Annotated in this window: 13 protein-coding genes; 7 read left to right on the top strand and 6 right to left on the bottom strand. The window is 67.2% G+C overall.

What is annotated here, in order from left to right; translation table 11 throughout:
• The first annotated feature begins 6 nt into the window (after positions 1 to 6).
• Positions 7 to 453, top strand: a complete 447-nt coding sequence (gene tatB, locus AAFP35_RS07040; protein ID WP_419220850.1) for a Sec-independent protein translocase protein TatB — start codon at positions 7 to 9, stop codon at positions 451 to 453.
• A gap of 17 nt (positions 454 to 470) precedes the next feature.
• On the opposite strand, the gene AAFP35_RS07035 is transcribed toward tatB, so the two are convergent.
• The 4 genes from AAFP35_RS07035 to AAFP35_RS07020 form a co-directional block, all read right to left on the bottom strand.
• Positions 471 to 1,616: an Mrp/NBP35 family ATP-binding protein gene (locus AAFP35_RS07035; protein WP_419220849.1), complete on the bottom strand. Its 1,146-nt coding sequence runs from the start codon at positions 1,614 to 1,616 to the stop codon at positions 471 to 473.
• A 46-nt stretch (positions 1,617 to 1,662) separates the two neighbouring features.
• Positions 1,663 to 2,775 carry a lytic transglycosylase domain-containing protein gene (locus AAFP35_RS07030; protein WP_419220848.1) on the bottom strand — a complete coding sequence of 371 codons (1,113 nt, stop codon included), beginning with the start codon at positions 2,773 to 2,775 and terminating at the stop codon, positions 1,663 to 1,665.
• Positions 2,776 to 3,042: 267 nt separating this feature from the next.
• Positions 3,043 to 3,546, bottom strand: a complete 504-nt coding sequence (locus AAFP35_RS07025) for a DUF1003 domain-containing protein (RefSeq protein ID WP_419221149.1) — start codon at positions 3,544 to 3,546, stop codon at positions 3,043 to 3,045.
• Between the two features lie 29 nt (positions 3,547 to 3,575).
• Positions 3,576 to 4,895: a magnesium transporter MgtE N-terminal domain-containing protein gene (locus AAFP35_RS07020; protein ID WP_419220847.1), complete on the bottom strand. Its 1,320-nt coding sequence runs from the start codon at positions 4,893 to 4,895 to the stop codon at positions 3,576 to 3,578.
• Positions 4,896 to 5,004: 109 nt separating this feature from the next.
• Between AAFP35_RS07020 and AAFP35_RS07015 the strand changes: the two genes are divergently transcribed.
• The 5 genes from AAFP35_RS07015 to AAFP35_RS06995 all read left to right on the top strand — a co-directional run bounded on the left by AAFP35_RS07015 (position 5,005) and on the right by AAFP35_RS06995 (position 10,273).
• Positions 5,005 to 5,493 (top strand): general stress protein, encoded by a 489-nt coding sequence (locus AAFP35_RS07015; protein WP_419220846.1) that lies wholly within the window; start codon positions 5,005 to 5,007, stop codon positions 5,491 to 5,493.
• A 244-nt stretch (positions 5,494 to 5,737) separates the two neighbouring features.
• A complete protein-coding gene (locus tag AAFP35_RS07010) occupies positions 5,738 to 7,141 on the top strand; it encodes an extracellular solute-binding protein (RefSeq protein ID WP_419220845.1) in 1,404 nt (467 codons plus the stop codon).
• The gene (locus AAFP35_RS07005) at positions 7,138 to 8,256 is read left to right on the top strand and encodes a carbohydrate ABC transporter permease (RefSeq protein ID WP_419220844.1); all 1,119 of its coding nucleotides are present in this window, start codon (positions 7,138 to 7,140) and stop codon (positions 8,254 to 8,256) included. Before AAFP35_RS07010 ends, AAFP35_RS07005 begins: the two co-directional genes overlap by 4 nt.
• Positions 8,257 to 8,263: 7 nt before the next feature.
• Complete coding sequence (locus AAFP35_RS07000) at positions 8,264 to 9,094, top strand: carbohydrate ABC transporter permease (RefSeq protein WP_419220843.1); 831 nt, start codon at positions 8,264 to 8,266, stop codon at positions 9,092 to 9,094.
• 3 nt (positions 9,095 to 9,097) lie between these two features.
• Positions 9,098 to 10,273, top strand: a complete 1,176-nt coding sequence (locus AAFP35_RS06995; protein ID WP_419220842.1) for an ABC transporter ATP-binding protein — start codon at positions 9,098 to 9,100, stop codon at positions 10,271 to 10,273.
• Between the two features lie 9 nt (positions 10,274 to 10,282).
• On the opposite strand, the gene AAFP35_RS06990 is transcribed toward AAFP35_RS06995, so the two are convergent.
• Positions 10,283 to 11,137 (bottom strand): chromosome partitioning protein ParB, encoded by an 855-nt coding sequence (locus tag AAFP35_RS06990; RefSeq protein WP_419220841.1) that lies wholly within the window; start codon positions 11,135 to 11,137, stop codon positions 10,283 to 10,285.
• Positions 11,127 to 11,801 carry a metallophosphoesterase family protein gene (locus AAFP35_RS06985; protein ID WP_419220840.1) on the bottom strand — a complete coding sequence of 225 codons (675 nt, stop codon included), beginning with the start codon at positions 11,799 to 11,801 and terminating at the stop codon, positions 11,127 to 11,129. The genes AAFP35_RS06990 and AAFP35_RS06985 overlap by 11 nt, the downstream gene beginning before the upstream one ends.
• Before the next feature lie 57 nt (positions 11,802 to 11,858).
• On the opposite strand from AAFP35_RS06985, the gene AAFP35_RS06980 reads away from it, so the two are divergent.
• Positions 11,859 to 12,434, top strand: coding sequence for a suppressor of fused domain protein (locus AAFP35_RS06980; protein ID WP_419220839.1), 576 nt, complete (start codon positions 11,859 to 11,861; stop codon positions 12,432 to 12,434).
• The last annotated feature ends 1 nt before the right edge of the window (position 12,435 follow it).

The following is a 12,435-nucleotide window of genomic DNA, read 5'->3' as shown; positions in this document are numbered from 1 at the left end:
TGACATATGTTCAGCAGCATCGGTTGGGGTGAGATCGTCATCCTGTTGGCTGCGGGTTTGATCATCCTCGGACCCGAACGTCTCCCCGATGCGGTGTCGTGGACGATGAAGTCGCTCCGCCAGGTGCGCGACTACGCCACGGGCGCCACCAACCAGCTCAAGGACGAGCTCGGGCCCGAGTTCGACGACCTGCGAAAGCCGTTGTCCGAACTCAACGAATTGCGCGGCATGACACCGCGGGCAGTGGTCACACGACATCTGCTCGACGGTGACGACTCGATCTTCCGGATGGGACTGGACTCGCGCGACGTCGATCGACCGACGACGCCCACCCCGGAGATCAAGCCGGTGTCGGCGCCGTTACCTCCCGAACCCGGTACCGAACCTGCCGGTCGCACCGCCGACGACACGGCACCGCGTCGTCGGTCGGTCTCCGATTGGGACGCCACCTGAGCGGTGCGCCCCCGGGCTCAGCCGTGACGAGTGGTGTCGATGCCCAGGCTCATCCCGGCCAGACCGCGCTTGCGGACGGCGAGCTTCTCCGCGATTGCCCGTAGAGCTGTACCGGATGCCGATTCGGGTGCCGACAGCACCACCGGGACACCCGCGTCGCCACCCTCACGCAGGGTGGTCTCGAGCGGAACCTGGCCGAGCAGTTCCACCGGGGCGCCGACCGCACGGGTGAGGCGCTCGGCAACCTGCTCGCCGCCGCCGGAACCGAACGGCTCCATCCGGGTGCCGTCGGGAAGCTCCATCCAGGACATGTTCTCCACCACGCCGAGGATCTTCTGGCGGGTCTGCAGTGCGATGGCGCCGGCACGTTCGGCCACCTCGGCCGCGGCCTGCTGCGGTGTCGTCACCACGAGGATCTCGGCGCCCGGGATGAGCTGGGCGATCGAGATCGCCACGTCGCCGGTGCCCGGCGGCAGATCGAGCAGCAGCACGTCGAGGTCTCCCCAGTAGACGTCGGCGAGGAACTGCTGCAGCGCGCGGTGCAGCATCGGACCACGCCACGTCACCGGGGTGTTGCCGTCGGTGAACTGGCCGATCGAGATGAACCGCACCCCATGGTTGCTCGGGGGCATGATCATGCGCTCGACCTGCGTGGGTTTCGCGTCGCTACCGAGCATGCGGGGCACCGAGTGGCCGTAGATGTCGGCGTCGAGGACACCGACGGTCAGGCCGCGGTCGGCCAGTGCGGTGGCCAGATTCACCGTCACACTCGACTTGCCGACGCCACCCTTGCCGGAGGCGACCGCGTAGACGCGGGTCAACGAGCCCGGCTGCGCGAACGGGATCACCGGCTCGGCCTTGTCACCGCGCAGCTTCTTGCGCAACTCGGTGCGTTGCGCATCGTCCATCACGTCGAGTTCGACACGCACCGCGCCGACACCAGGCACGTCGGCCACCGCCTGTTCGACCCGGCCGGAGATCTCGGTGCGCATGGGACAGCCCGAGGTGGTCAGGTACACGACCACGTCGACGGAGGCGTCATCGTTGATCGCGACCGACTTCACCATGCCCAGGTCGGTGATGGGTTTGCCGATCTCGGGATCGTTGACCTTGCTCAGGGCAGCGCGGACCGCGGATTCGGTGGGTACAACTCCGGTAGTCATCACAGCCAGCTTAACGGTCGGGGCCGACGGCCCATTCCGCCGCCGGTCAGCGGGCCGGTACCGGTGTCGTCGGTGTGGTTTTGCCGGTGCCCTTGGCGTTGGGCGCGCGGTGCGGCTTGGGCGCCGGCCGACGTGGCGGTTGTGGGGGCAGCAGCTGCGGCGGCAGCAGCTGTGACGGGATCAGGTCCGGCGGCACACAGACGACGCCGACGCAGGCCGGGGGCGGTGCGGTCGTGGTGGTCGTGGTGGACTCCGGCGTCGACGACTCGGGGGAGCGCGCGCCCGGCTTGGCCGGCTTCTTGGCCTTCTTGACCTTCGGCTTGCCCGGCTTGTGCTTGGGCTCCGGGATCGGATTGGTCGGCATGACGCCGGTGGCGTATGCGCCCGCCCAGGAGAGCACGTTGGCGGCGTATTCCATCGAGTGGTTGTACCGCATGACCGCCGCGACCTTGTTCTTGTCGGACATGATGTCCACGAAACCGGAGCAGAGGTAGCGTCCCGCCGAGTAGGTGGCGTCGAAGACGTTGTTCGGGTCGGCCTTGCCGTCACCGTTGGCGTCGGTGCCCCAACTCGCCCAGGTGCTCGGGATGAACTGCATCGGGCCCATCGCGCGGTCGTGCTTGCTGTCACCGTCGATGCTGCCGCCGTCGGTGTCCCGGATGACGGCGTTGCCCGCGAGGGAACCGTCGAGGACCGGACCGGCGATCGGGTTGATCGTGGTGCCGAACTGGTCGACCGAACCGTTCGAGGCGTGATTGGACTCGATCCGGCCGATGCCCGCGAGCAGGAACCACGGCAGTTTGCACTGCGGGCTCTCGGCACTGACGCGGCTCGCGGCGAGCTTGTACGCCTGCAACACCACCCCGGGGATGCCCAGGGGGCCGGTGGGGAGGTCGCCGGTGATCCGGAACTGTGGCTCGACGACCGGGTCGATGGTCTTCGGTGGTGGCGCGAACCCGAGCAGGGCGACCGGGTCGCCCGGGACGATGTCGGCGGCGGCCGCCGGGACGGCGTCGTCGGTGGGGACCGAGGCGATGGATTCGCTCTGCGCGCTCGACGTCGCGACACCGAGCACCAGTGCACCGACGAGAACCCCGCCCGCACCGACGGACAGCGCTCGACGTGAGACCTGCGCCCGACGCCGACGGCGGCGGAACATGCGGGGACTCACCGGGGGTACCCCGCCCGGATCCGCGCAGCTCGACTACCCACTGGCCCTGATCTCCCCTTCACACCACGTCCGTCATGCACAGGCATGTCCGACCCCCCGATATCCACTTGCGAATGGTGTCGGTCCGGCGCCGTTGATCGTGTCGTTCCGGCCCGGTCGACGTGTGACCCACCATACATATGGGTCGTTCGCCCGAATACAGGAACGAGACAATTATTCACGACTTGCATCTGATCGGACGATGAACGAAATCGCTCAGGTGCGGCGTGGTTCCTCGCGGGTGTCGTCGCGGTCGGACGCCGCGTCGTCCACCGGCGGTGACAGGCGTTGGACGAGCTCCTCGAGCAGGTCGTCGAACTCCCGGCGCAGGTAGTCGCGGGTGACGGTGTCGCCGACGGCGATGCGCACCGCGGCGAGTTCACGGGCCAGGAACTCGGTGTCGGCCTTGGTCTGCGCCGCGCGGGCCCGGTCTTCGTCCAGCGACACCTTGTCGCGATTCTCCTGCCGGTTCTGGGCGAGCAGGATCAACGGGGCCGCATACGCGGCCTGGGTGGAGAACGCCAGATTCAACAAGATGAACGGGTAGGGGTCCCATCGCCAGGACACCGCGAGCAGGTTCAGCGCGATCCACACCACCACGATCACGGTCTGGATGGCCAGATAGCGACCCGTGCCCAGGAATCGGGCGATTCGCTCGGCGTACACCCCCACCACGTCGGAGTCGAGGTTGAACGACAGACCGCGACGCACCCGGGGCATGTCGAGGCGGCGGCCCGACTGATCGGCGCTCACGCACCCGCTCCCGAGGTGCTCGTGCGCGGCAATGCCGGGTCGTCCTCGTCGTCGGGTTCGGTTTCACGCCAATCGCGGGGCAGCAGTTCGTCGAGAAGGTCGTCGACGCTCACCGCGCCGAGGAGGTGGCCCTCGTCGTCGACCACCGGCCCGCACACCAGGTTGTAGGTGGCGAAGTACCGGGTCACCATCTCCAGCGAATCCTCCGGATTCAGGTGCGACAGATCGGTGTCGAGGATGCCGCCGACGATGTTCGCCGGCGGTTCGCGCAGCAGTGCCTGCAGATGGGTGCAACCGAGGTACTTGCCGGTCGGCGTCGCCGTGGGTGGGCGGACCACGAACACGATGCTCGCCGCGGCCGGCGTGACATCCGGATCACGTACGCGCGCGAGTGCCTCGGCCACCGTGGTGGATGCGGTCACGATGATCGGTTCGGAGGTCATGAGGCCGCCTGCGGTGTCGGGGGAGTGGGTCAGCAGACGGCGAACCGGCTCGGATTCCTCGGGATCCATGCGTTCGAGGAGTGATTCGGCCTCGGCATCGGGCAACTCACCGAGGAGGTCGGCGGCATCGTCGGGGTCCATCGCCTCGAGCACGTCGGCGGCGCGTTCGAGTTCGAGGTGCGCGATCATGTCGGTCTGATCGTCGGGCGGGAGTTCCTGCAGCACGTCGGCGAGCCGCTCGTCGTCGAGCGCGGCGGCGATCTCGTCGCGACGCTTGACCGGCAACTCGCGCAGCGCGTTGGCGACGTCGGCTGCCCTCATGCCCTCGAACTGCATGAGCGCCTGGGCCACCCCCTGACCCGGCAGGTTCAGTTCGGTCGCGGTGAGCCCGTGTACCCGGTTCCATTCCACGACATGGGTTTCCCCGCGCCGGCGCAGTCCCTTGCGGCCGGTGCGTACCGCCACCCTCGACACCACCCAGTCCCGGGTGCGGGTGCGTTCGATGCCGAGATCGACGACGACCACGTCGATCCCGGCGAGCTCGGTGAGGTCCGGGTCGTCGACCTGCACACGCGAATCCAGGATCTGGCCGATCGCCAATGCCTCGCCGGGGCGCAGGTGCAGCCGGCGAAGGCTGACCGTTCCGGTGTTGAGGGTCACCGCCTGCGGTTCGATGGAGGTGACCCGCAGCATCGGAACGAAGATCCGTCGGCGCGTGGTGAGTTCGACCGCCAGCCCCAGCGCCCGGGGCTGTTGTCCGCTCATGCGGATCGCGACAACCACGTCGCGGACCCGGCCGATGGACTCGCCGTCGGGTCCGAGCACGGCCAATCCGACCAATCTGGCCACGAACACCTTGCTCACCGACGCCATGGGAGTAAGGGTAGTGGCAAGGTGACGGAGACCGCGCACGCCCGGCCGGGCGTGGTGGTGGCCGTCGATGTCGAGGTCAGATGCCCGACCAGCGAGTGGAGGACGAACGATGACCAACCCCATGCGACCGGGTCGCGAGACGCCCGGTCTGCCGACGCCTCCCAAAGGGTGGCCGATCGGGTCCTACGGCACGTATGCCGAGGCGCAGCGGGCCGTCGATTACCTCTCGGATCAGAACTTCACCGTCCAGGACGTGACCATCGTCGGCGTGGACCTGATGCAGGTGGAACGCGTCATCGGCCGCCTCACCTGGGGCAAGGTCGTCGGTGGCGGGATCGTCTCCGGTGCGTGGCTGGGTCTGTTCTTCGGCCTGCTGGTGTCGCTGGTGGTCTCGGGCGCCGGGTTCGCGCCCGTCGTGTTCGGTCTGATCGGTGGCATCGTCTTCGGGCTCATCTCCGCGACCATCCCGTACGCGGCCACCCGTGGGCAGCGCGACTTCGCCTCGACGATGCAGTTGGTGGCCGGGCGCTACGACGTCCTGTGCGACCCGCGCAGCGCCGAGAAGGCGCGCGACATGCTCAGCCATCTCACGAACTGACCGATCACGATCGGGCCGTGGCACGTGCAGCGTGCGCTGCGCGGATCACGATTCGACACGTTCTGGCACGCCCATGCCGAATGTGTTGCATGTCACGAACCGCGACATATAACGTTACGCAGCAGATGCTGACCGGTGCGGCCTCGATGTCTTGCACCGCAAACGACACCGAGGAGGCTGCGTGCGGTTCCGGGCTGGCAGTTCCGAGTACGGTCGATCCTCAAGGGGCATAAGGCGAAAGCTGGTGGTGGCGGCTGCGGCGCTGGCCACCGCCCTGCCGATCGTCACCGCATGTGGATCGGGTTACACACCCCGCGTCATCAACATCTATCCACCGGCCGACGGCGCATCGTTCATCGACAAGGTCGGGCAGAAGTGCACCGCGGAATCCGGTGGCGAGTACAAGATCGTCACGACCCCGTTGCCCAAATCCGCAGACGACCAGCGGTTGCAGCTCGCGCGTCGTCTCGCGGGCAACGACCACGGCCTCGACCTGATGGGTATGGACGTGGTGTGGACGGCCGAGTTCGCCGACGCCGGATGGCTGGTGCCCGTCCCGCCCGCATTGTCGGCGAAGGTCGCGGCGGAGAGCCTCGGCGGTCCGCGCGAGACCGCGATGTGGAAGACCAAGGACGACAGCGAGAAGCGGCTGTACGCGATTCCCACCTGGACCAACACCCAGCTGCTCTGGTACCGCCCGGACGTGTTGCGCAAGTATCTCGGCAAGAACCGCGCGCCGACCACGTGGGGCGAGATCCTCGCCGACACCGAGGCGGTCCGGCGCAAGGGCGGACCGAGCTACATCATGGTGCAGGGCAAGCAATACGAGGGCCTGATGGTCTGGTTCAACTCGGTGCTGGCCAGCGCCGGTGGACAGGTCGTGGACCCCAACGACCCGAACAAGGTGACGCTCAACGACACTCCGGCTCACCGAGCCGCAACCGTTGAGGCGCTTCGCATCCTGAAGGCGGTCGCCACCGCCCCGGGCCACGATCCGTCGATCACGAACTCCGACGAGTCGGCGGCCCGGCTCGGCATGGAGAACGGCAAGGCGACCTTCGAGCTGAACTGGCCGTTCGTTTTCTCGTCCATGCGCAGCAACGCGGCGACCGGCAGCGTGCCGTTCTTTCCGGAGATGAAGCGTTTCGGTCCGATGTTCGCCGATTCCGACAACCCGCCGCCGGATTCGGAGCTCGGACCCGTGAACGCGGTGGTGCGCACCAAGTTCAACTTCGCGAAGTACCCCGGTGTCAGCGATCGGCTACCCGCCAGGTCGACCCTGGGCGGGGTGAACATCGCGGTTGCGAGCACCTCACAGCAGAAAGACCTGGCGTTCAAGGCGGCAGCCTGTCTGACCAATCGTGACGCGCAGAAGGTCTACTCGGTCGAAGGCGGCACCCCGCCCACGAATGCGTCGCTCTACGACGACCCGGACTTCAAGGCCGCCTACCCCATGGGCGATGACATCCGGGCGCAGCTGGAGACCGATTCGGCGGCGTTGCGACCGGCTTCGCCGGTCTACCAGGCCATCTCGACCCTGTTGGTGGCCAAGCTGAGTCCGGTGGGTGCCTGGAATCCGGAGACACTGGTCGACGAACTCGCCGAGCAGGTCGAGCGGGCGATCAACGGGGAGGGACTGATCCCATGACAACCGGTGACAACGAGGACCCGCGTAATCGGCCCGGCAGGCATTCGCTGCCCGACGACGCCGCGCCCGCCCGCGAGCCGTCGGTACGTCCGCCGTCGGTGACCCCCACCGGCAACCGGCCGCCTGCAGGCAGCTGGACGCCGCCCGCATCGACGCCCGCGGCTGCGGCCTCGGGGGTGGCGACCGCCGAGCGGCCGGCCACCGGGGCGGCCCCACGGCCGGGGCGCGCAAAGCTCAGCGCGGGCCGCTCGGCCGAACGGCGTCTGGCCTACTGGCTGATCGCGCCCGCCGCGGTGATGATGCTGCTGGTGACCGGGTACCCGATCATCTACGCGGTGTGGCTCTCGCTCAACAAGATGAGCCTGTCGGCACCGGGGCAGCGGGAGTTCGTGTGGTTCAGCAACTATGCGACGGTCCTCACCGACAACTACTGGTGGACGGCGTTTTCGGTCACCCTGGGCATCACCGTGGTGTCCGTGCTGATCGAGCTGATCCTCGGTATGGCGATCGCACTCGTCATGCACCGCACCATTTTCGGGCGCGGCACCATCCGGACCGTCGTGTTGATCCCGTACGGGATCGTGACCGTGGCCGCCGCGTTCTCGTGGTACTACGCCTGGACGCCGGACACCGGATACCTGGCGAATCTGTTGCCGGACGGGAGCGCGCCGCTCACCGAACAGTGGCCGTCGCTGGCGATCATCGTGCTCGCCGAGGTGTGGAAGACGACACCGTTCATGGCGCTGCTGCTGTTGGCGGGTCTGGCGCTCGTACCCGACGATCTGCTCAAGGCCGCACAGGTCGACGGCGCGGGTGCGTGGACGAGACTGTGGCGCATCATCATTCCGCTGATGAAGCCTGCCATCCTGGTGGCGCTGCTGTTCCGCACCCTGGATGCGTTCCGGATCTTCGACAACATCTACGTGCTGACGGCAGGCTCCAACAACACCGGCTCGGTGTCGATGTTGGGCTACGACAATCTGTTCAAGGCGTTCAACCTCGGCATCGGGTCCGCGATCAGCGTGCTGATCTTCGTCTGCGTGGCGATCATCGCCTTCATCTTCATCAAGGGCTTCGGGACCGCCGCGCCCGGCTCCGAGAACGAGGGGAGATAGGGCCGGTATGACTCACAGTGTGAACCGCAGGGTCTGGTGGACGATCGCCAACGTCCTGGTGGTGTTGTACGCGATCATCCCGCTGCTGTGGATCCTCAGTCTGTCCTTCAAGCCGCCCGGCAGCGTCAAGGACGGCAATTTCATCCCCCAGGAGTGGACCTGGGACAACTACAAGGGCATTTTCGAGACGAGCGCCTTCACCTCGGCACTGCGCAACTCGATCGGCATCGGCCTGATCACCACGCTGATCGCGGTGATCCTGGGCACCATGGCCGCCTACGCCATTGCACGCCTGGAGTTTCCCGGTAAGAAGCTGCTCATCGGCGCGGCGCTGTTGATCGCGATGTTCCCGCAGATCTCGCTCGTCACACCGCTGTTCAACATCGAGCGGCGGATCGGCCTGTTCGACACCTGGCCGGGACTGATCCTGCCCTACATCACGTTTGCACTGCCGCTGGCGATCTACACCCTGTCCGCGTTCTTCCGGGAGATCCCGTGGGAGTTGGAGAAGGCCGCCAAGATGGACGGGGCCACCCCGTGGCAGGCGTTCACGAGGGTGATCGCCCCGCTCGCCGCGCCCGGTGTGGTGACCGCGGCCATCCTGGTCTTCATCTTCGCGTGGAACGATCTGTTGCTGGCCTTGTCACTGACCTCCACCCAGCGCGCGATCACCGCCCCGGTGGCCATGACGAACTTCACCGGCAGCAGTCAATTCGAGGAACCCACCGGGTCGATCGCCGCCGCCGCGGTCGTCATCACCATCCCGATCATCATCTTCGTGCTCTTCTTCCAACGTCGAATCGTGGCCGGTCTGACCTCCGGCGCCGTGAAGGGATAACCCATGGCCGAGATCGTTCTGGACAATGTCACCAAGCAGTACCCGGATGGGTCGGTCGCCGTACACGAGGTGAGTCTCGACATCGCCGACGGCGAGTTCATCATCCTGGTGGGTCCGTCCGGCTGCGGAAAGTCGACCACGCTCAACATGATCGCGGGTCTCGAGGACATCTCCTCGGGGGAGCTGAAGATCGATGGCGAACGGGTCAACGAGCGCGCCCCCAAGGACCGCGACATCGCAATGGTCTTCCAGAGCTACGCGCTCTATCCGCACATGTCGGTGCGCGACAACATCGCCTTCCCGCTCACGCTGGCGAAGCTGTCGAAGTCGGAGATCGCCGCCAAGGTCGACGAGGCCGCCAAGATCCTCGACCTCGGGGCATATCTGGATCGCAAACCCGCCAACCTGTCCGGCGGTCAGCGCCAGCGAGTCGCGATGGGGCGTGCCATCGTCCGATCGCCGAAGGCGTTCCTGATGGACGAGCCGCTGTCGAATCTGGATGCGAAACTGCGTGTGCAGATGCGCACCGAGATCGCCCGGCTGCAGCAGCGCCTGGGCACCACCACCGTCTACGTGACCCACGATCAGACCGAGGCGATGACGCTCGGTGACCGGGTCGTGGTGCTGCGCAACGGATATGTCCAGCAGATCGGCACCCCGCAGGAGCTCTACAACGACCCGACGAACCTGTTCGTGGCCGGTTTCATCGGATCGCCCGCGATGAACTTCGTGCCCGGTCGGCTGTCGACGGACGGGATCGAGACGCCGATCGGTAAGGTCACCGTGCCCGACCATCAGCAGATCGTCGCCAACGCCCAGCGCGCACGCAGCGACGGTGAGGTGCTCGTGGGCATCCGACCGGAGCACCTGGAGGACGCGGCACTCGTCGAGTCCGCCGCCCGGGCGAAGGGATCGACCTTCACCGCGAAGATCGAGGTTGTCGAGTCGATGGGTTCGGACAATTACGTCTACTTCAGCGTCGACGCACCGCGGGCGACCAGCGACGCCCTCGCCGAACTGTCCGCGGACGCGGGAGCCGAGATCGGTGGTGGCCAGATGATCGCCCGTGTCGCACCGGAATCGACCCTGAGTCGTGGCGCCGACGCCGAATTGTTCTACGACCCGGCCAAGGTCTCCGTGTTCGATCAGGCGTCCGGGGCGAACCTGCGCAGGTCCTGACCGTCGGCCTCAGCGTCGTCGGCGGCCCTGGTCGTGGAGTCGGGCGACGATCTCGTCGTCCCAGATGTGCTTGCGCACCAGGCGATAGCGTTCGCACGCCAACCACAGGTACAGTTCGGCGTCACTGCCGAGATCGTCACGGACCCCGGCCCGTCGCGCCATCCGCACCACGGGCAGGAACTCCTCGCCGAACCAGCGACGGGCGACCTCGGCGCGGGTGAGATACTCGCCGATCTCCTGGCCGAGCCGAAATCCCCACGCCTCCACGTTCTCTGCGAGTTCCGCGTAGTCGAAGGGGTCGGTGAAGCGGATGGCCTGTGCCTGGGCGCCGACGAGGGGCACCCGCGACAGGAACAGCCGTCGGTGGTCCTTGAGGATCAGATCCGATGTGGCGCTGATGCCCTCGGGTGAGATACGCGTGTGGATCTCGGTGACATAGGCGTCGATGATGTGCAGATGCCGGGCGATGGCTATCGACACCCGATGGTGTCCGTCGATGACGAAATGCATGCCACCGATACGGTAGAGACGAACCGGTGGCACCGATTCGCCGCGACGTTGTGCGGCGGCCAACCGCTGCCACCGCTCCCGGATCCGCGACGATGTCGGACGGAACATCCGGTCGAAATCCTTTGTGCGGTCCACACTTCCGACGATCGAGGACACCTCGACCTGCTGCAGACCGAGATAGGTCTCACCCAGACGTCCGAGGGCAGCCACCACCTCGTCGAAGGGCAGGATCGTGTTGACGTCGGCCGGTTGCCGGGTGAACCAGGCGATCAGGCGCGACATCTCGGCGGCGCGGCGCATCCGGCTGAAGTCGTTTTCCGCATCCGCGTCGGGAAATCCGGTGTCACGCGCCATGGCGCCGCCTGACGACCTGGAAATCACGGGTGCCCGGATCGATGTCGAACTCGCAGTAGCCGACAACGTTGACCGAGGTGGTCGCATCGCCGATCCGGCGGTCGGACGGCCGCGTCCCGTAGGGGTGGACGTGACCGTGGATCAGCAGCGCGGGCTGCAACGATCGGACGAGGCCGTGGTAGCAGTCGAAGCCGCGATGCGGGGCGTCGTCGCCGTCGCCCACGCCGCGGGCCGGACTGTGTGTGAGCAGGATGTCGGTGTTCGTGCGGGCGCCGGACAGCCGCCACGAGCGCATCCGCTGGTGGAGCTCGGAGTACTGGTTCGGGCCGTCGTTGTAGCGGCGGCATCCGCCGAGCCCGCTGATGCGCAGCCCCGCGACCTCCACGGTGCGTCGGTCGGCGTTGATCGCCCCGCGCGGGCCGGGATCGTCGGTGGGCAGACCTGCCCTGGTCCAGCCCGACCGGCCGCGTCGATAACCGGTGAGGTCGCGGTCGTGGTTGCCGGGCACGAACACGCACGGTGCGTCACAGAGGGTGGAGAGCACCTCGAGATACGAGAACGGCAGGTCGCCGGCGCCGAGGATCACATCGGGGCGGGACTCGATACCGACCCCGAAGGTCAACGAGTCCACCACCTCGTCGGCCACCGCCAGCACGTGCACCACGTCTCTCAGGTTAGGCCATGGGCCTGCCTGTCCCGGGGGTTCCATTACGGTGGACGGGTGAGTGATGACGTCGCCGACCGGATCGGTCGACACCTGACCGCAGCGCTGGGCACCGAACCGCAACGCGCGTCGGTGACGTTTCTCGGCCTCGAACCCGTGGACATCCTACGGTTCGTGATCGGCGACGACGTGGTCTACGTGAGCGCAGGATGCGCGCGCCACCCGATGACCGATCCGAACGAGATCAACCCGGACCCGTTGCGCGGCCCGCGCGCGGAGATCGTCGTGCGTCTGCACGGTGGCCGAGCGACACCGGGGCTGCATCGACGGATGGCGACGGTGGCGGCCGCGCCCGCGGTGGAGGGCCTGATCCTCACCGACGATGCGCTCGTCGATCTCGGCGAGCCGCTCTGGGACGGGGCATCGTGTACGGCCTTCGTCCTGACCGACGACGATCTCGGCGAGTTGGCGCTACCCGAACCGATGGATCCGGTGCGCTTCCTGCGTGCCGTGCCGATCACGGCCAACGAGGCGGCCTGGGTACGGCTCAAGGGTGCCGACGCGTTGCGGGAGGCGTGGACGGAGGCGGGCATCGACGTGGCCGATCCGGCACGGGCGGGCGCCCGCCTGTAGG

Origin of the sequence: Gordonia sp. CPCC 206044 (assembly GCF_048537895.1) — a bacterium.
Lineage (GTDB): Bacteria > Actinomycetota > Actinomycetes > Mycobacteriales > Mycobacteriaceae > Gordonia.
Note: the sequence above shows the minus strand (reverse complement) of the source record. Positions and strands in the feature narration are given on the sequence as shown.